Here is a 19,778-nt window from a genome sequence, read left to right as displayed (position 1 = left end):
CCTCATCATTGAACCCCAACGTGAGATACCAAGGGTTGTAAAGAGGCCCTCTCGCGTTCGAGCAGTTCGGCATATGCGCCCTGTTCGATAATCTCCCCTTTATCCATGGTGTAGATACGATGGGCCTGACGGACCGCACTCAACCGGCTGGCCATGATGAATACCGTGCGACCCTGAGCGATCTCAGCCATATTCTGTTGAAGCATCGTTTCAGCTGCGTCATCCAACGCGCTCATGGCTTCGTCGAATATCAGTATGCGAGGATCCGCAGCGATGGCACGAGCAATCGCAATCTGTTGACGCTGCCCACTCGAAAGCGCACAACCTTGCTCGCCGATCTGCGTGTCATAGCTATCTCTGAGCTCAGCGATAAACTCGTGTGCTCCGGACAATGTTGCTACCTGAATGACCTGTTCCATCGACAGACCAGGATCGGTCATTGCGATGTTGTCCCGAACCGACCCGTTGAACAAAAAGTTCTCGTGCAACACGACACCCAACCGTCTTCGCAGCCAGGCCGGGTCAACCTGCACCAGATCCACACCATCCAGCAGGATTCGTCCCTGTTCAGGCCTATACAGACACTGAAGCAGTTTGGCGATCGTGCTTTTTCCTGAGCCTGAACGTCCAACGATCCCGACAACCTGACCAGGCTCCACCGTAAAAGACAGCCTGCGGACAGCCGCCTGGCTATCCTGACGATATCGAAACGTGACGTCTTCGAACCGGACCTGCCCCTGGACTTGTGGAATCGTGATCCGATTGGGGTGATAGGAAGGTTCAGGCTGCCGGTTTAATACGTCCCCCAGTCGCTGGACCGAAATACCCGCGTGCAGAAACTCCTGCCAGAGATTGACCCATCTCAGCATGAGGCCTGTCACGTGTGCCGACAACAGCGTGAAGGCGATCAACTGCCCGATACTCAACTGCCCATCAACCACGCGAAAGGACCCGACCCAGAGGACCACCACCATGGTGACGTGGGACACCCCGGTCGCGACATGTCGAGCCATCGTGCTCAAGCTGGTGGCACGGACACTGGCCTGCACATAACCAGCCAGCTGTGTCTCCCATTTTCGCCAGAACGACGGCTCACTCGCCACGGCTTTCACTGTATGGATGCCGCTGACGGCCTCAACCACACATGCCTGGTTGTCTGTTCCTCGATTGAGCAGGTTGCGCAGACAGGCCCGTATCGACGGAGTCATGGCGAAGAACAATAGCGCGTAGATCGGAATCGAGAGCGTGACCACCAGCGTGAGCAGGGGGCTCAGGACCCACATGCCGGCGAGGAAGATACCGGTAAAGGGAGCCTCCAGCAGTACGAACATGGAATGGCTGGTGACGAATTGACGCAGATACTCCCACTCGTGCACCAAGGCCACGGCATTGCCCACGCGCCTGTTGTCAAAATAGGCGAGAGGCAGCGCCAGAAGATGGCGAAAGAGCCTGGCACCAAGGGTGACCGTCATCCTGTTGGTGGTATGAGCAAACAGATAGGTCCGGAGTCCACCGAGGATTCCTTCGAAGACCGCCAGCGCGATCATGCCACCAGCCAGCAGAGAGAGCGTCGTGAGGTTCTTGTGCACAAGTATTGTATCGATCACCATTTGCGTTATGAACGGCGTGAGGAAGGCAACGAATTGGAGGAATGCCGATGCGATCAAAACCTCGCCGAACAACTTGCGATACTTAACGATCCCTGGGATCACCCAGGTCAGATCAAACTTGAGATCATGAAGACGGATCGTGACCTGCTTCGTCACACGCACTAACTCGCCCGTCCAGATCAGCTCGAACCGGCTACGAGAGAGGACGAGGGAGTAGCCTTCTGTGGGATTCTGAACCAGCACGTTCTCATCTTCGACTTTTGCCACCACCAGATAGCCCCCATCCACAAGCTTGGCCATGGCGGGAAGGGAAGCTTCTTGTAGCTTGTTCCACTCACTCGTGACGAGACCGGCCTTCAATCCAAGATTCTTGGCAGCACGGAGCAGTTCGGTCTCGGAAAGCTTCTGTCCAGACCGGGCAAACTGATACCGAAGCTGCGAGCCATTGACAGGAAGATCATAGTACTGCGCGAGGATCAGGAGACAGAGCAACCCTGTATCGGACTCATCCGACTCAAGCGGTGAGGGGATTGGATCAGATGGCTGGGAAGCGGTCGTCTCCGAAGCAGCCGACATGCAGCCATCTTAGGGGAGAGGTGGGCGATGGCCAAATATTTTCGAGGATTAGCACAGGGGTACCGCTTCCATGTTCACAGGCTCCCGTTCTCATTTCACCTTCGCATTGTCCATGACTGAGCATCGGCTTGCTATCAGGCGTTTGCAACCTAACGGTTACGATGTGACGACACAGGCCTGGCAACTGCACGGGGCCAGTCCGGCTCCTCCCTCAAGATTCTGTTTTCGGCTCACTATGCGTGGCGTGGCATCGATAAACAAAGGGGAACATCAAGCCAAGCAAAGGGTTCAACCGAATATCCCCTCTCACGATGGGCATTTCAGTTTCACCTCTTGGAGCGAGCACGGTCCTCCACTAACCGGATAGGCTGCACGTTTTTCATCGGCCGACCTCGTCCACTACCAAGACCACCAAACTATGATTATCCGAGGTATCGCCCATACAGAAACGCGACAAATTGCTTGGCGCCTCGCATCCGGTTCTTGATATTGTCATCACTCACGCCGGACTGTCGCAATTGCTGCTCAAACCTTACCAGCGCATCTCTTAATTCTTTTCGCAATTCCCTCTCAATCACCTTGTCCAGTACGCTTGGCATAATTTTCCTCCTCCATCAATTGTCCACATGCTCACTCCACCACAGCGTTACACAAACGAGTGCGGGGGCAGATCTTCCGAATTCTACAAGACTCATCCCCGACAAGCCACAGCTTCTCGCTAAGATCGCTACCTAGGCCGCCAAAACTTTCTCGGAGGACCTTATAACCGCCTCAGATGGAACAGCGTAAGCCCTGTTTTCAGCCTGGCGTTGGGCAAGATCGTCTTATGCATGGTGAACGTTGGTAGCCCTGCCACTGACTCGCTCCACCAGACCTGCCACCGTTCCGATGCCAGCACTGCCTGTACGCCGACGGGGCCGACTACAAATGCATCGCCTCCCCGTCTCAGCCCTTGGCTTGCACTTGCGAGGGTTGTCGCCATGGTCGTTAGAGAATCAAATGCGTTATAGGAAAACCAGAGATACAGGAGATCAAACGGACCATGACGAACAATCGAGTCCTCCACCACATCGGCGGCGCCCATGCGTATTCGTGGCAACCAGTCCCATCGATTAATTTCAGCACACTGAGTCCACAGCTGCTGTGCCTGACGCTGAGCATAAGCCATGTGGCAAACGCTCACCGTGTAGTCTCGTGGCCGGTCGAAGAGCACGCAGGTGGAAATGACTGCATCCCCGTTCACAATGAGCACTCGTTCCGCCGACGATCGTATCCGCCCGATCTCGCGATCCTGCTCTCCCAGATCGTCCAGATAATCGGCCACAAAGGGTTGTGCCGCGAGTTCGCTGATCTCCTCAGAGCCGTCCGGATACAACAGCACTGCGCCAAACGCTTCGCGCGGGTGAATACCAGAAAGCTCCGGCACAAAGACTGTCCGCCAGTCAATAGGACTTATCTGTTGCCTGGGCGATGGTGCCGTCTGAACATGAAGACCGGTCGGTAAAGAGACGATCATTTCCCGCTCACGATCCTTAAGAATCAGCTGCTGACCGTCAATTCGCAGGCTGCGATCAAGCGGAAGCACGCGACGACCAAGTGGATTGACGTATGCCAAACCTACCGTATCAGCCGCAAGGATCGCCTTCTGCGCGACCCCATCTTTCACCGTGATACATACCCCCTGACGTCCATCAAAATAACGGACCGGTGGATGATCGGCGGGCAGCCAGGTGACGACTTGCGACTTTGAAGGATTCATGAAATCGACAAACGGATCCCCGGCTCCTCCTGATTGGGGCGTGAAGAACGCGCTGAACAACCGAAAGGCCGCCTCTGATGGATAGGGCGGGATCCCGCGATAGCGTAACGGCCTGAGCGCCGAACGCCCTCGTTGCTGATCATCATACAGGGCACGAATGAGTTCCAACACCGCAGAGCCTGTCCCGGGTAACAGCGACTTGAACAGCTCGACGACTGGGAGGAAATCAATTTCATCCCAGTGCATCGCACCCATGCAGGACATAAAACGCGCGGTTTCAAACCCTCCATCGTCTAACACAGACAAGGCATCTTTTCGCTGGCGGATCGTCACCAGCCCGGTGGGATCAATGGCAAAATCTTCATCCCGATAAAACCACCGTACCTCTTCGAGCGGCATCCGTAACGCCCTCGCTGCCATACCACGAAGATCCTCTGGAGTGGTTCGTTGCCAATTGGGCTTCGTGGCAAGATTCACCTTGGTTTCATTCACTAAACCGGCAGGGGTTATTCCGACCCAACATCCCCAATCAAGTTGCACGCGTGCACGTATCAGCGAAACTCCCCCGTTCGCATTCAATTCCCATTCGCATTCATGGAGAGGCTGGCCTGTGGGATCAGTGGCGAGAAACCGTCGGCCATCAGGACGATAAAATACAAGGTGCCCCGTCGGCAACGTCTCAACGTATCCGCCCATCTTATAGAAAGATTCAGCGAGCGTACGGGTGGATTGAAAGCGAAGATGGCCAGGAGTAAACAGGGCACATGCAATGGGATCCGAGAACATTCACTCGCGGAGTTGGCCACTCCCCAGAACCATGAACTTTGAGCAGGTCAGCTCTTCTAACCCCATCGGACCCCGTGCGTGAATCCGTGACGTACTGATCCCGATCTCGGCTCCGAGACCGAATTGATATCCGTCATTGAGGCGCGTGGAGGCATTCACCAGCACCGCACTGGCATCCACTTCCTTGAGAAATCGCATCGACCGCCCATAATCCGACGTCACGATCGCTTCCGTATGTCGAGAACCATACTGCGCGATATGCTCCATGGCTTCATCCATGTTCTTGACGACTTTCACAGCTAACACGAGATCCAGAAATTCTTTTCCGTAATCGTTCTCGCTAGCTGGTTGAGCCTCCGAGATCAACTGACAGGTCTTGGGACACCCTCGGATTTCGACATGGGCTGCCCGGAGGCCAGCCGCCAGCGTCGGCAAGAGCGTGCGCGCGATCGACTGGTGGACCAGCAGTGTTTCCATGGCGTTGCAGGTTGATGGGCGCTGCACCTTTGCATTGAGGCAGATCGCTTCAGCCATGGCAACATCAGCTGCAGCATCGACATAGATATGGCAGACACCGGCATCATGCTTGACCACGGGAATGGTTGAATGTTCGGCAATGAGTTTCATCAACGATTCGCCGCCACGGGGAATGATCAAGTCGATAGACTGATCCTGTTTGAGCAAGACCGGTACGATCTCACGATCGGCACGATCGACGAACGTAATCGCGCCCGGCGGAATACCTGCTTTTTGTGATGCGTCTGACAGAATGGCTGCAATGGCCGTATTGGAATGAATCGCTTCACTGCCGCCTCTCAGGACACAAACATTGCCTGATTTGAGACAAAGTGCAGCCGAATCAGCTGTCACATTCGGGCGCGATTCATAAATAATTCCGATGACCCCGATCGGCACACGAACCCGTCCCACCTGCATCCCGTTAGGCCTTGTCCACATGGTGGACATCATCCCCACAGGATCTGGCAACTGCGCCACTTCGCGAATCCCCACCGCCATCTCCTTGATCCGCTTGTCGGTCAACCGTAAGCGATCCACCATGGCCTTCTTGTCCTTGGTAGTCCCAAAGGCCTCAAGGTCTCCCTCATTTGCCGTGATCAATTCGTCCGATTTCGCTTCCAACGCATCTGCCATGGCCAAAAGTGCCTGGTTCTTGGTCGACGTTGGTAGCGCGGCAAGTCGTCTGGCTGCCCGTTTGGCCTTGGAAACCAGCTCGACGACATACTCCACCGTCGATAATGGCTTCGATGGCTCACTGTCTGATGCTGAAACGGGTTGACCCAGTACTTCCATAGTTCTCACCGGTGACTGACGATTGAGAAAGATGCAGACAATACCGCGAGGACAAGAAAGAGGTCAAGCGCTCGACAACTGTGCGATGCCTGAGAAGACCTTCAGCCCGTTGATGACTGCCAGCTTAACTGAATGCTAAAACTGGACGCTGGCATCGTTCATTAGCGATGATAGGAATAACAGGATGCGGGCACGGAGCCTTATCAGACGGCCTCTATATCCCGCAAGCTCATCTTCATGAGCCTTTGATTCAAGCAATCGAGGCAGAATGCGATTCCAAGGAGGTTTTCAGCAACCCCTCTAATGTCTTTTGAAAGTATTGGATGGTTTTCACGAGTGCATCCTCGAGCTCAACCCGAGGCTCCCATTTTAGAAACATCTTTGCTCGGGTAATATCCGGCCGTCTCACTTTCGGATCATCAGTCGGCAAGGGATGATGAGAAATCTGACTCGACGAGCGCGTCAGCTTTAGAATTTCCTTGGCGATCTCCAGTACCGTCAGTTCTCTCGGATTCCCGATATTGACCGGGTCATGAACACTGCCGATATGATCGGCCTCCTGCGTGCCGAAGAACGATTTCCGGTCGGTTCGCTGCTCAAGCGTCTTGTCGGAATCCACAAGGAGCAGGGCAATGATGCCACGCACAAGGTCATCGACATAACAAAAACTTCTGGTTTGATTGCCATCCCCATACACCGTGAGCGGCTTTCCCTGAATCGCTTGTACGATGAAATTCGAGACCACACGGCCATCGTTCGGTCGCATCCTTGGTCCGAACGTATTAAAAATTCTGACGATCCTTGTATCAAGACCATGATAGCGATGATACGCCATGGTCATTGCCTCGGCAAAGCGCTTGGCCTCATCATAGACACCCCGTGGGCTAATAGGATTGACGTTCCCCCAGTAGGACTCAGGTTGCGGATTGACCAGAGGATCCCCATAAACTTCCGATGTGCTTGCGATGAGAAACCTCGCCCCTTTTGCTTTCGCCAGCCCCAAGGCCTTATGGGTTCCCAATCCACCGACTTTCATCGTCGCAATCGGCATGTCGAGATAATCCTGGGGACTCGCAGGAGAGGCAAAATGCATCACCGCATCAAGATGGCCCTCGACATGAATATAATCACAGACGTTGTACTTCACGAACGAAAACAACTCATTCCCCATCAAATGGGCAATGTTCTCCACTTTGCCGGTGCTCAGATTGTCCATACTGATGACATGATGCCCTTGACCAACGAGCGTCTCGGCTAAATGACTCCCCAAGAACCCCGCCCCACCTGTTATCAATACACGCATATATCATATTCCTTCTACTATGAACTACGCACCCCAAAGGATGCGGAAACTTTCGGCTTGGCCACATTCGACACCGCATGATTGCACTTATGTCAGCACCGCTGAAGCCTACGATGCGTCGAAATCCCAGGATGCCCCCTCAATCTTCAACGCACTCAACACTCCAGACTCGTGAATCTGAGAATGCTCAAACGCTCAATATCGGAAGTCCTACCGGCATCTAAATGAGAGTCTACTTCACAACGGGGACCCGTCCCGGTCCCGCACCGGACAGTATAGTTGCCCCAAGCATCCCTCCCTGAGATGGGTTGGGATGTTGAAACACCCAATCATAGTGCGTGGGTTTGCCCTGGAAATGACGAACCACCTGAGGAAAGTTGTTCTGCTTGATAGGTCTGAGCTTACTCTTGCTTCGGACCCCCATGATCCCTCCCGTCGGGGCTCGTATAAATTCCCATTCGCCATGTCCCACTGGATCAAGATACACCTTCCTGAGAAACGGTTTGGGGGCCCGTGTCAGCTCAGCAAGCGTTTGTGGATAGACTTCTCCTGGAGTGACCCGTCCTGCCTTTGCCGTTGTCGAGTACAGTGCTAACGCCGCTTGAATCTCCATGCCTTTGGCCAGCAAATCTATCTCGAGCTCTCGTTGGATCATCGTCTTCCACTGCTTCGCGGCGGCGGTCATCAAGAGCCCCATGAGGGTCACGGCCATCATAACCATGAGATAGGAAAATCCTGTCTCCGTCCCTCTCGGCCATGCTGCAGAACGCCTCATCTTTATGTCACTCCTGACCATCCACCTCGTCTGACAGTGCGACCGTTTGTTCTGTCCGTGTACCAGCATCTCGCACCGTCACGCTCTCAGGGGTGATCTTTTTAAGCACCAGACGCTCGTCAATGCGATCACCGACCTTGAGCACCAAGACTTCGTCATCTTTTCGAAGTACCGCCACAGACTGACTGTTCCGTGGCCCCTCTCCCATGCGCAAAAACCCCAAATATCTGAACGGCCCCGACTCTGTGCCCCCCCCCTGATCCACGAGGATCCCCGTTGCAGGTGTCTCTTCCTGATTGGGCACAACCACGTCAGCATTCACCGGGAGTGTCCCCTCGACAGCCGTCATTGAGAAAATATTTCGAGGCATCATATACGTGGTGTCACGTTCCATCTCTGTGGCCTTGAGCAGACTCAGATTGACCTGCAACCCTCCCCCTCTTCCATCCAACTGACGACCTCCCGTTGCTGGGCCTGTGACATTGGTCAAGGGGACACGAACTGGCGCTTCCAGCAAATTCCACTGCAAAACTGCCAACGTGGCCCATACGAGGATCAGCGAACCTGCCATCATCACTTTCTTCGTTGCATCCATGGCTAGTGAGTCGTCTCCTGCGGGTTCCGTTTTTCGTGTTCCGCTCTGAGATAGGTTGCAATTTTAATATTGAAAGTCAGAACCGCACTCTGTAGACCTCCGATTCGATTCAACTCCAAGTCCTCAATGAGCAACAATTCGTCTGCCGTCTCCAGGTCATGAATGAATCGACGGAGATCCTCGTATCGCCCACTCATCGACCCTTGTAACAACCCTTTGGTCGTATGGGCGACAGTGGTAGGCTCCGTCTTGTAGGACAATGCAGGCAGGACGACCCCCTCACGCTTGGCCTCATCCGAAATTCCCAGCGCCAATGGGCTAAAGTCTCGCTCACTGGGAAGCAACGCCCATACCTGAATCAGATCCTTGGTGGCGTTCCTCGCTTCTCGGTGATGCACCAACGACTGGCGCATAGTTCCCCATTCTGTCTCTACCCGTTGTCGCTTCACTTGGAGATTTGCCAGCCCAACAGCATGCACGACAATCAGCACCACGAGTAGCCCAATTGCCAGGACACCCCACGGTAGCAACGGGGCAAAGGGGTTCTGCAATAGAGCAATCAGACGTTCTTTCACTCTTCACACTCCGGGTTGCCGGTACTGCACCGTCACATCAAATTCCACCATCCCACTCGACCCGACTCGGTGCTGAGCCAACACCGGATTCTTGAACGTAGCATGATTTTGGAGTCCAACCGTAAAAGCCGTAACCTCTTCCAGGTTCGTCGCAGTTCCAGTGAGCTGAACGGTCTTGCCAGCCTGATCAAGATGAATACTCGTGAGCGAGAGGCGTGGAGGGATCGCTTGCTCCAATTCCGTTAAAAACGTGGTCCAAGAGAATGTCCGCTTTTCGAGCAACTGATTCGCCAGATTAACTTCGGAGGACAATCGTTTCAACGCACCTTCGGATAGGTCAATCCCCTCATTCTTGGCCTCAGCTATCACCAGATGATCCAGTTGACGAACTCGCTCCAGTTCACCCTCAATGATCTGGCTCTCCTCATAGATCAAGACTCCTTGCCAGATATTCCAGGTGATACCCAAGAGAAGTCCGATGCATCCACTGATCAACCATGTCCGATAAGTTGCCATCTCCGCGCGATACCGGCTGGATAGGTTGATCTCGAACTGCCGTCCGGCATGATTCCATGATCCCGTCTGCCCAAAGAATTCAACGGGCCATGTGCTCCACGACCTCTTCAGAGCCATGCTATGAGACCCCTGCAATTGCGACCAGTGACGCCATGCCTTGCTGGCTCCCTTTCGCCCCCCATCCAAGCTTCTCGACCGACTTCCAACTGAACTGTTGGGCGACAAGTTGAAGTTGTTCCTGAAGCTCTGATTGCAACGAGTCTATCTCCCCATCCGCGCAGATCACCGCATCATGAATGTCAATCGAAGGATACTGCTGTTGACAGATATCGAGCGAAGCACGGCATTCGTCAAGGACCCTGTTCAGGGAATCGACACTGGCCGCTATCTCCGATGCATCCAGGCCCAACAGTTTACATCGGTAAAATGCGATTCGCCCTCGCTGAAAGATCATGATTGTCAGCGATCGATCGGATAGTGTAATCCACAACAAGTCCTGACCTACCCAGCTCGTTCCCCGTGAAATCCTTTTCCAGAGATCAACCAGCCGCAAACTGGTGATTCCCACCTCGGAAGGAGTCAGTCCAGCTGATTCACAGAGTGATTCGTATTGCCTGAGGATCGACTCCTGAATGGCCACAGCCAGAACCGTGTACCGATGCTCCGGACCTTCACCATGACCACTAAAGACCTGCGACACAACCTTCGCGTTAGTCAGCGGAAAGATCTGTTCTTGCCCCAATCGCCACCGAATCAACGCATCGCACTCCTCACGTCTGGTTGGAACCTGATCGAGATGCAGAACGGCCGTTCGCACCGCCGTATCAGGAAGCAAAACCGCGATGCGCCGAGGAAGTTCTGACAAGAAGGCTCCTCTCTTGATACAACGCTTCTCATCTGCGCCGGTTAATGCACGAATCTGCGGAGCCAATATCGATGCTTGTGACACATTGTCAACTGTGGGTGAAGACTTGATCGTTCCTACTTGAAGGGGAGACATGCCGTATCTCTGGTGAAGGCGCCCACTCCAGCTTCGCTCACACTCCGCCCATCCGAGCCAGTCAGTGCCAAATTTTAAACACCGTCGCGGACGACGCCCGAGCAAATCCCACATTTCACTAGCCTTCCTCGCTGAACGTGACGCGATTGATCTCGCGAAGGGATGTCTCGCCGTTCAAGACCTTTTTGAGAGCCGACTGCCGAAGCGTAATCATTCCATCAGTGACCGCCCGATATCTAATTTCCGAGAGGGGGCGTTCCGCGTGAATCATCTCCTTGATCTCGTCTGTCAAATCCAGAAATTCCGTGATGCATTTTCTCCCTCGGTATCCAGTCCCATGACATTGCGGACACCCTGTTCCTTCGTAAAATAGCGTGTCCTTGTATTGGTTATAGTCCAACCCTGACTCCTCAATCAGAGCCTGCTGGGCTTTCATGGGAGTCCGGCACGACGGACACAGGATTCGAACCAATCGTTGCGCCAGCACGCAGTTGAGGGCGGCCAGAAAATTATAGGCGTCAATCCCCATCGAAGCGAACCGGCCAATGACATCAAAGACGTTGTTCGCATGAACCGTCGTAAGCACTAGGTGTCCTGTTAGGGCTGACTGAATAGCGATCTGCGCGGTTTCAGCATCGCGAATTTCGCCGACCATAATCTTATCCGGATCATGACGGAGAACAGACCGAAGACCTCTGGCAAAGGTGAGCCCCTTTTTTTCATTCACCGGAATCTGCACCACGCCCGACAGCTGGTATTCGACCGGATCTTCGATCGTGATCAGCTTGTCTTCCATCGTGTTCATTTCCGAGATAGCGGCATACAAGGTTGTGGTCTTCCCGCTTCCAGTCGGCCCGGTCACCAACACCATGCCATGCGGGCGCGTGATCGATTTTCGAAATCGCTTCAGATCTTCCGGATTGAAGCCAAGCCGCTCAAGCTTCAAGTCCGAGACTCCGGTCGCAATGGAATCTCGATCCAGGATTCTGATGACCACAGACTCCCCAAAGACACTCGGCAATATGGACACGCGGAAATCCACTGTTTTTCGATCCAGCCTCATACGGAAACTTCCGTCTTGCGGAACACGGCGCTCCGCAATATCGAGCTCCGACATGACTTTGAGACGAGACACCAGGGGCGCGTGCAATCGAATGTCCAATGGATCCATGGCCGGAACCAGAATCCCATCGACACGCAATTTGACATTGGTCGCACGATCCGCCGCCTCAATATGGATATCGCTCGCTCGGCGTTGCATGGCGTTCAATAGAATTGAGTCCAGCAGTTTGACCGTCGGACTTTGGTCTTCTCCGGCATGATCCAGCGCGAGTATCTCTTCCCCTCGCTCATCTTCTTTAACCAAGACCGATCGATACTCCGCTTCAAACTCGCGGAGTACTTGACTCGACCCCTCACTGCGTTCCAACGCCGCCAAGATGGCACTTCTGGAGCTGACAACCAGCTCCAACGGTTTTCCTATCAATAGTTCCAGTTCGTCCAGTCCAAGCAGGTTGTGAGGTTCCGCGACGGCAATCGTCAGCACCCCTGCCTGCTCGTGCAGAGGCACAAAAGGAACGCGCTGCATCCATTTGATCGAGATGGACTCATAGTACTGAGGAGCGACCCGAAAGTTCGTCAATGGATCGTACGTCAGCCCGTATTGACTGGCTAGCGCATGAGCGAGCTGGTCTTCCGACAGAAGTCCGGCATCGATCAAAGCCTTCCCCAAGGTAGCTGGCACTCCCTTCACGCGGAGAAAGACCTCTTCCACCTTGTGCCTCGTAAGCACACCCTGACCGACCAAGACCTCTGCCAAGCTGGGCCGCGCTAGGCTACGCGACATACACAGGCTCCCGAAACCTCATCGATGCTCCCTCACTCTTACGGTCTATCTACCCACCCACAGTTCCAGCCATCTGAAAAACAGGAAGATACATCACAATCACAATCCCGCCCACCAGGACTCCCATCACAAGTAACAACGCCGGCTCCATCCAAGTCGTAAGCTGGCCGAGCCGTGTATCAATATCTGCTTCGTAAAATTCCGCCACATCCTTCAGCATGGATTCCAGTGCCCCCGTCTCTTCACCGACCGACAACATTTCAATCATAAGCTTGGGCAGTACCTGACAGCGCGCCAAGGCATCCGCTAAGGTTGTTCCCTCTCGAATTTCCTCAACGGCTCCAGCCAAACGAGAGGAGATGAAGCGATTTGAGACGGCTGCCCGTGCACCCTGTAACGCATCTACAAGCGGGGTTCCTCCGGCCAAAATGGTCCCCAATGTTCTCGTGAACTGCACGGTGTTATGCTCAACCGCTACCGTTCCCACCAATGGAAGATTCAGTATGAAACGGTCAATCGTAAGCTGCCCTACAGAAGTGGCATAATAGGTGCGAATTCCAAGCATTACACCGGCCAGGCCGATCGTCGCAGCCAAGCCCCATACCTCTGCATGTGCAACCAGCTGCAACAGCAGCTGTGTTGCCCATGGCAAGGTCTTCCCCGTCTCTCCGTAGACGGAAACAAACGTCGGCATCACATAGGCCACCAAGAATCCGATCACGGCCATGCCGATCACAATGAGGAAGATCGGATAGGAAATCGCCTTTGTCATTTTCTGACGAAGCCCGATCATCAGTTTCAGATAGGCAACATATCGCTGCAACACCTCCGAAAGATTGCCAGACTGCTCACCTGCCTTGATGGTCGCCACGTAGAGATCTGGGAAATACGAGGTATGTTTTGCCAATGCCTCCGAAGCAGAGGCACCACTTCTGATATCTTCCTTCACTTCTCGCAACACCTGTCGAAATCCTGGATGCCCCGCACGATCGATCAACAAGTCCCAGACTCGCAAGATCGGCAACCCGGACTTGATAAGCGCCAACAACTCCTGATTAAAGATCATGAACTGCCCGAGAGGAAGCCCACCGAACGACCACGATCGTGGGGTTGGTATTGAGTTGGCTCCATGGCGATGGAGTGTAAAAACCAGCAGTCCTTGTGATTCGAGTTTCGCGCGAACGGCCGCTTCCCCGTCTCCTTCCAGAGAGCCTTGGATCATGGATCCGTCAGATCGTGCGACTCGGTATGCAAATACTGCCATAGCTCCGGCCCTTCACCCCCGATCAGTGAATTGCGCCAACAGGACTACCTTTGTTCGGCTTCTGATCCATCAGCAACCGACTCCGGCAACCAAAGATTCTGCCCCGCTTGAATATAATCTGTGGAGAGCGCATTGAGAGCCATAAGCTGACGCACGGAGGTATGATATCGTTGGGCAAGGCTCCAGAGTGTATCTCCGTGCTTGATCATGATTTGTGAGCGTGTGGCGAGTATCAATGATTGAGTTGGAACCTCTTCTCGGTCAACCGAATTTTGGCCAGACATCGCCTCATCCAATGATGAGAGGACTCGACGGCCGTCTGGAGAATCGCTGAACGAGAGGGTCTCTTTCGTACCTACCGGCACTGCTCTCAGCTGCTTCTCTACCGGAAGATCCATGATTGTTGGAGCAACACTTCCAGCCGCCTGCTTCTCGATCCGTGATAGTTGCTTTCGTAGCTGTTTGAGCTGGCTCTGGAGTACTGCTCCCGTCCGTGCGATTCGCTCTCGATCAGCCCTGGACTCAGCTAACTCTTCCCGTTGCAAACCAATCACATGTCGAGCCTCGCTCAATCGGCGCTCTGCTTCTCGAACGCGCCCGTCAAGCTGCGCCCGAACCACCTGAGCCTCGGCCAATTCCTGGTTTCGCACCTCGACCTCGGCACGCAATTCCGCCATCGTGCGCTGTGCATCTTTCAATGATCCATTGAGCACATCGGCCGTGAGCTGAAGATCCGACATCTTTGGATCACCAAGCAGATCAAACGCACGACAAGCTACAAGGTTGAGAAGAATCAGCCCAAGACCAAAAGTTCTCCATACCTGATTCCATCCGAAAGCCTTGCATACGCAAGATAATGTATGACCGTCGAAGTTCATACCTGAATTACCACTTGTTATAGGGAACCCCATTGGTCCCAATAAGATCCGACCCTGAATACACGTCAAAGATACCACCCTCAGTTGGCTCGCTGATTTCTTGCCAAGAACTGGAAGAATTCGTAAACGGGTCTTTGGGGAGGGCCCGAAGATACCCCGTCGCCACCAACCCCTCTAACGATAACGGATACTTCCCCTGATCCGCACGGTGATGGTCCAATAAGTCACGCAGCATGAACAAATCCTGCCGCAATACCGTTTCTCTCGCCTTAATCAACGAGGACTGGTAGGACGGAGCTGCGATAGTAGCGAGAATGCCGATGATGGACACAACAATCATGAGTTCGACCAGCGTGAAGCCATTTGCATTCCATCCGGTTACTCTACCAATCCTGATATTTGGAGCCATCAATTGCGACCGCCTCGCTTTGTGTCATGACATCATAGACATCTTCACCACACCAACTGATTGGCTTGGCTTGATCCTTGTAACAGCGCAACCGCCAGTCCGGTTTCCCAGTCAATGGATCGATCGGCATGCTCCGTAAGTACCGTCTCATCGTCGTACCTCGAACTGTGGCCTCTTCCCCCGTCAGTTTTACTCCCAACAAGGTCTCAAGAGTCTTGGGATAACCATACTGACCTGAAACTTCCTTACAGACCAACCTATTCTTCACACAGGCAGGTCCCAACAACACATCCCCATCACGGTTCCATTCCAACTTGAACGAGTCAATGGCGCTTCGAATCGTTCGAAGCTGTTGACGTAATTCCATTTCCTGAGTCCGTTTCGTCGAGACCTTACTCAGTGGCATCGCCACCGACGCCAGAATCGCAATAATCGTCATGGCAACGAGAATCTCAACTAGGGTGAGCCCATCCTCCCTCACCGGACTCGCACCACACCCGCCCCCACGACTCCAAGTGATGCCTGCACCGAGCTCCTGGAATCAAACAGTTCCACGCGAACCGGGGATACTCCGGGCGCCTTGGCAAGAAAAGTGACCCCCACGGTCCGTTTGGCTTGTCCAGCTGAACGAGCCAAGCGGAACATGATGGTACCTGCGTCACCTTCACGGCCCTCCCCCCCAATTTCCCCACTCCTGGTCAACTCTGCATCGTCCAATCGCTTGAACTGCAAAATATTGGGGTCGTATTCCAGTCTAAACCCGCTTTCGTCGGATGGGCGGACTTGCCCGTCTATGATGGAAAGCGTGACTTCCTTACCGAATTGAACAATCGAGTCCTCCGGCTTGATCACCACTTGAGGACCAGGCGTCGCCGATTGACCTAACGAGCGACCCATATTCGGCTGTCCATTCCCCTTATCCAAAATCCCATCGCGAGAGAATGCCTTCCCATCTTCATTTTGCATCAAGGTCGAAAGCCTTCTAGCGGAACCAGGAAAGATGGGGCGAGTCGCATAATTAAATTCCGTACCAGACCAAAACGCGTGATGGCCGCCACCAGGGAGAAGCGTCGGTTGAGCAATATGGGGCGTAATGGTGAGAATCACTTCGGTTGTGACACGTTTTGTCTCAAATGAGCTCAGCATATTTCCAATCAGCGGCAAATCTCCGATCCATGGAGCCGTGACTCTTGTTCGTTTGTCTTCTTCTTGCAGAAGCCCTCCGAGAACTATCGTCTCCCCATCACGCATACTCAGGGTCGTTTCTGCTGAACGGTTACCAAATTTGAATTGCTGAATGCGGGGAGCATCCTGGAGGATCTCTTTCTCTCCAACTCGAACAACTTCGACTTTCATCTTCAACGACAATTCATTACTCAGTCGGATCGAAGGCTCAACGGTCAACTTGACACCCGTATCCCGAAATTCTATCGATGTGACTGTAGACGTCGTCGGAACGGCTCCGGTTGTGGCTTGTCCAGGCAGCACATTGGTGGTTGAAAGAAGAATCGGTTGTTTATCTCCGATGTTAATCTCCGCCTTCTTGTTGTTCATGACGCGGACCTTCGGTGACGCGAGGGTCTTGGCGTCGGATTGCTGCTTGAAAAAATCCAGTAACATCGTGGTCGGCAGTTTGAAGAGATAATTACTGGGTCCGAGGTCGGTCAGTTGCCGATACGTCATATGCACCGCCTCAGCCGCCAATGGCCCTGCGAACCCTGCCGCCACCAACCCGGCTCCGGCTTGCTTGGGATAGCTTAGTCCATACTTCTGATCTTTTGTTCGATTGACCTCCAGCACCTCCAGATCAAAGAGCACTTCCGGCTCGGATCGGTCGTTGGCCAAAATAATCTTCTCGGCAAGTTCCAACTTCTCCGGTTGATCACGCATGACAATGGCATTCAGCTGTTCGTTTGCGTGCATCCGCTTCGAATCCAACATACTCTTGAGCAACAGCACCATATCCTTAGCTTTAGCCGTCGACAAATAGAACGTTCTAATCATTAGGTCTTGATACTGCTCTTGCTTCTGCCTGGTATCTGGGCTAACCACCAATACTGTTGGCGAGACCTGCCTGGAGAACAAGCTGTTACTATTGAGAATCAGCTGCAACGCGTCTTCGAACGGTGTCTCCTGAACGGAGATTGAAATCGGGTCGTTCCGAACATCCTTGTCAAAAATCAGGGTGAATCCACCAGCCTTTGCCACGCCTTCCAAAACTTCCCTGATACCGGCATTCTTGAACTTCAGTGTGACAGGCTGTCTCGAACGTTCGGCTCTCGTACGAGCTTGTTCTTCCTCAGTGAGACGACTGATGCTCTCTAATGGCTCTTGGTATGTGGGGTCGAGCTCTGCAGCGCGTGCAAATCTGCTCAATGCTTCATCAGTTCGTCCAAGTTGTGCCAATCGCTCAGCTTCAAGATACTGAGACCGGGACTCTTTCACACGAATCGTATCCTGAAATCCCGCCTGGTATTCGGCGTTCGAAGGTTCGATCGCAAGCGCGCGCTTGAATTCCTCCAGTGCGAGATCAACCTGCTTTTCTTTGAGCAGGGTACGGCCTCGTTCGGCATGTCCCGCGGCAGCACGCTCACGAGCCAGCGCATACTTACCCTGCAGAGCAACATTGAACGGATCGTCTTTTAATGCTTGCTTGTAGGCAAGACTCGCCTCTTCCCATCGCTCTGAAGCCAGATGCTGATCTCCACGCTTGACATCCGGCGAGACAAAGAACGAGCAGCCCGTAATCCACAAGACGCAAAAACCCAGCACAGTGCCTACGAGGTGAAAATAGGGACAGGTTTTCCGATGAGAAATCACAACACCTCTCTCATACGGGATGAAATGGGTAGAAGCGAAGGGTGCCCTCACCCCTCCATCAATTTCTTATACTACGGATCAAAACGGGCTCAAAGGAAAAGGCCAGAAGTTGAAGGAAGGGAAACTGGGTGAACTCTCCGCTCACATTCGGATGGAAGCATGACTGTAGTTACTTGCAGGTTCTCCCTTATCGCACACCAATCAATGTTTGCTCCTACAATCGCCAATATTTTAGGGAGGGAGGAATTTGAACCGGATCAAAGATACTCTTGACATCGATCAGAACACCCTGGTTGCGGCTCCGAAGCGGTCTCAATAGCTCCTGAAGGCTCAAATCAGAAAACCGCTTATGCGCGACAGCCACGATCAATCCATCAAGATCCTTGAGCTGGTCCCACTCAACCAGGTGAATGCCGTACTCTGCCATCGCTTCTTCCTCTTCAGCAATGGGGTCATGGACCAGCACCTGCACGCCGTACTCATGAAGCTCACGGATAATATCAGGCACTTTGCTATTGCGAAGGTCTGGCACATTTTCCTTGAACGTCAAACCAAGCACCCCTACACGCAATTCATTGGCCGGGCGCGATAACTGACTGAGCAATTTCATAGTCTGTTCCGCCACGAACTTGCCCATCCCGTTGTTAATACGACGGCCGGCAAGAATGACTTCTGGATGATACCCCACAGATTCCGCTTTTGAGGTCAAATAATACGGATCCACACCAATGCAATGGCCACCGACGAGGCCTGGGGAAAACCTAAGAAAGTTCCACTTCGTCCCTGCAGCCTCGAGAACTGATTTGGTATCGATCCCCAGTCGATGAAAAATCAACGACAGCTCATTCATCAATGCAATATTCAAATCTCGCTGAGTATTTTCGATCACCTTGGCAGCTTCAGCTACTTTGATTCCGGATGCTCGATGAATGCCTGCCGTAACAACGAGCGCATAGGTATCAGCTACGATATCCAGAGCGTCTTGATCCTGCGCTGATACAACCTTGATAATCTTGGCAAGTGTATGCTCTTTATCTCCTGGATTGATTCGCTCCGGCGAATAACCCAACTTAAAATCAACCCCACCCTTCATACCCGAGACTTTTTCCAAAATAGGCAAGCAGATTTCCTCTGTTGCACCAGGATAGACAGTTGACTCGTAGACCACGATGGCACCCGAAGACAGGTTTCGCCCAATCAGCTCTGAGGCTTTTTGTAACGCTGTCAGATCTGGCTGTAACGCATCGTTGATCGGTGTGGGCACTGCGACAATAATGAAGTTCGCGGATTTCAGATCGGCTGGCTCCGAAGTATATCGGACCTGAGCAAGACCAAGATCCTCTTTTGACACTTCGCCGGTCCGATCAATCCCCTTTTGCAATTCCTCGATTTTCTTCTTGTTAATGTCAAATCCAATAACCGGACCAATTTTTCCGAATGCCACAGCAATTGGGAGGCCGACATAACCCAATCCGACCACTGCAATAGAACGTGCTTGCCGTTTATTCATATCCTTCTCACATCCTCCAAGACGTCAAATATGGTGGGAACGGTGATAACAATGGCAGAAGATATCTGGATCGTCAAGAATTGTATGGTCTTCTTATAGAGATCTTTCTGTAGCAGCCCCTGTCCCCCCCCTTTACATACCCTAATTCCACATTGGGCCCTCTATTTAGAGAAAAAGGTGCCTTAATATATGGTAATTAGGGCGAAACGTAACCAAAGAACGTGTGCAGGAACAGTTTGAAGAGG

At 53.1% G+C, this 19,778-nt stretch carries 17 protein-coding genes; all 17 read right to left on the bottom strand.

Annotated features, from left to right (window positions below; genetic code table 11):
* Positions 1-5: 5 nt before the first annotated feature.
* Complete coding sequence (locus tag ACMTNU_RS15025; RefSeq protein WP_413936094.1) at positions 6-2,186, bottom strand: type I secretion system permease/ATPase; 2,181 nt, start codon at positions 2,184-2,186, stop codon at positions 6-8.
* Between the two features lie 422 nt (positions 2,187-2,608).
* On the bottom strand, positions 2,609-2,785 hold the full coding sequence (locus ACMTNU_RS15020; RefSeq protein WP_413936093.1) for a hypothetical protein: 177 nt from the start codon (positions 2,783-2,785) through the stop codon (positions 2,609-2,611).
* Positions 2,786-2,946: 161 nt separating this feature from the next.
* Complete coding sequence (locus tag ACMTNU_RS15015; RefSeq protein ID WP_413936092.1) at positions 2,947-4,731, bottom strand: hypothetical protein; 1,785 nt, start codon at positions 4,729-4,731, stop codon at positions 2,947-2,949.
* Positions 4,732-6,042 (bottom strand): glutamate-5-semialdehyde dehydrogenase, encoded by a 1,311-nt coding sequence (locus tag ACMTNU_RS15010; protein ID WP_413936091.1) that lies wholly within the window; start codon positions 6,040-6,042, stop codon positions 4,732-4,734.
* A gap of 250 nt (positions 6,043-6,292) precedes the next feature.
* Positions 6,293-7,345 carry a UDP-glucuronic acid decarboxylase family protein gene (locus ACMTNU_RS15005; protein ID WP_413936090.1) on the bottom strand — a complete coding sequence of 351 codons (1,053 nt, stop codon included), beginning with the start codon at positions 7,343-7,345 and terminating at the stop codon, positions 6,293-6,295.
* A gap of 232 nt (positions 7,346-7,577) precedes the next feature.
* Positions 7,578-8,120 (bottom strand): hypothetical protein, encoded by a 543-nt coding sequence (locus ACMTNU_RS15000; protein WP_413936088.1) that lies wholly within the window; start codon positions 8,118-8,120, stop codon positions 7,578-7,580.
* A gap of 7 nt (positions 8,121-8,127) precedes the next feature.
* Entirely contained in the window at positions 8,128-8,715 is a 588-nt protein-coding gene (locus tag ACMTNU_RS14995) for a hypothetical protein (protein ID WP_413936086.1), read from the bottom strand.
* Positions 8,716-8,717: 2 nt separating this feature from the next.
* Complete coding sequence (pilO, locus tag ACMTNU_RS14990) at positions 8,718-9,290, bottom strand: type 4a pilus biogenesis protein PilO (RefSeq protein ID WP_413936084.1); 573 nt, start codon at positions 9,288-9,290, stop codon at positions 8,718-8,720.
* 3 nt (positions 9,291-9,293) lie between these two features.
* Positions 9,294-9,923 (bottom strand): PilN domain-containing protein, encoded by a 630-nt coding sequence (locus tag ACMTNU_RS14985; RefSeq protein ID WP_413936083.1) that lies wholly within the window; start codon positions 9,921-9,923, stop codon positions 9,294-9,296.
* 1 nt (position 9,924) lies between these two features.
* Positions 9,925-10,671 carry a hypothetical protein gene (locus ACMTNU_RS14980; RefSeq protein ID WP_413936082.1) on the bottom strand — a complete coding sequence of 249 codons (747 nt, stop codon included), beginning with the start codon at positions 10,669-10,671 and terminating at the stop codon, positions 9,925-9,927.
* Between the two features lie 253 nt (positions 10,672-10,924).
* Positions 10,925-12,652, bottom strand: a complete 1,728-nt coding sequence (locus ACMTNU_RS14975; RefSeq protein WP_413936080.1) for a GspE/PulE family protein — start codon at positions 12,650-12,652, stop codon at positions 10,925-10,927.
* A 49-nt stretch (positions 12,653-12,701) separates the two neighbouring features.
* Positions 12,702-13,916 carry a type II secretion system F family protein gene (locus tag ACMTNU_RS14970; protein ID WP_413936079.1) on the bottom strand — a complete coding sequence of 405 codons (1,215 nt, stop codon included), beginning with the start codon at positions 13,914-13,916 and terminating at the stop codon, positions 12,702-12,704.
* A 44-nt stretch (positions 13,917-13,960) separates the two neighbouring features.
* Entirely contained in the window at positions 13,961-14,656 is a 696-nt protein-coding gene (locus ACMTNU_RS14965; RefSeq protein WP_413936078.1) for a LysM peptidoglycan-binding domain-containing protein, read from the bottom strand.
* A gap of 145 nt (positions 14,657-14,801) precedes the next feature.
* The gene (locus tag ACMTNU_RS14960; protein WP_413936077.1) at positions 14,802-15,203 is read right to left on the bottom strand and encodes a prepilin-type N-terminal cleavage/methylation domain-containing protein; all 402 of its coding nucleotides are present in this window, start codon (positions 15,201-15,203) and stop codon (positions 14,802-14,804) included.
* Positions 15,178-15,684: a type II secretion system protein gene (locus ACMTNU_RS14955; protein WP_413936076.1), complete on the bottom strand. Its 507-nt coding sequence runs from the start codon at positions 15,682-15,684 to the stop codon at positions 15,178-15,180. Before ACMTNU_RS14955 ends, ACMTNU_RS14960 begins: the two co-directional genes overlap by 26 nt.
* Complete coding sequence (locus tag ACMTNU_RS14950) at positions 15,681-18,023, bottom strand: secretin N-terminal domain-containing protein (RefSeq protein ID WP_413936075.1); 2,343 nt, start codon at positions 18,021-18,023, stop codon at positions 15,681-15,683. The genes ACMTNU_RS14955 and ACMTNU_RS14950 overlap by 4 nt, the downstream gene beginning before the upstream one ends.
* Positions 18,024-18,237: 214 nt before the next feature.
* Positions 18,238-19,533, bottom strand: a complete 1,296-nt coding sequence (locus ACMTNU_RS14945; RefSeq protein WP_413936074.1) for a nucleotide sugar dehydrogenase — start codon at positions 19,531-19,533, stop codon at positions 18,238-18,240.
* Between the last annotated feature and the right edge of the window lie 245 nt (positions 19,534-19,778).

It is taken from the genome of Nitrospira sp. BLG_1 (genome assembly GCF_047338595.1).
Classification (GTDB): Bacteria; Nitrospirota; Nitrospiria; order Nitrospirales; family Nitrospiraceae; genus Nitrospira_D.
This window is presented reverse-complemented; position numbering and strand designations above follow the sequence as displayed.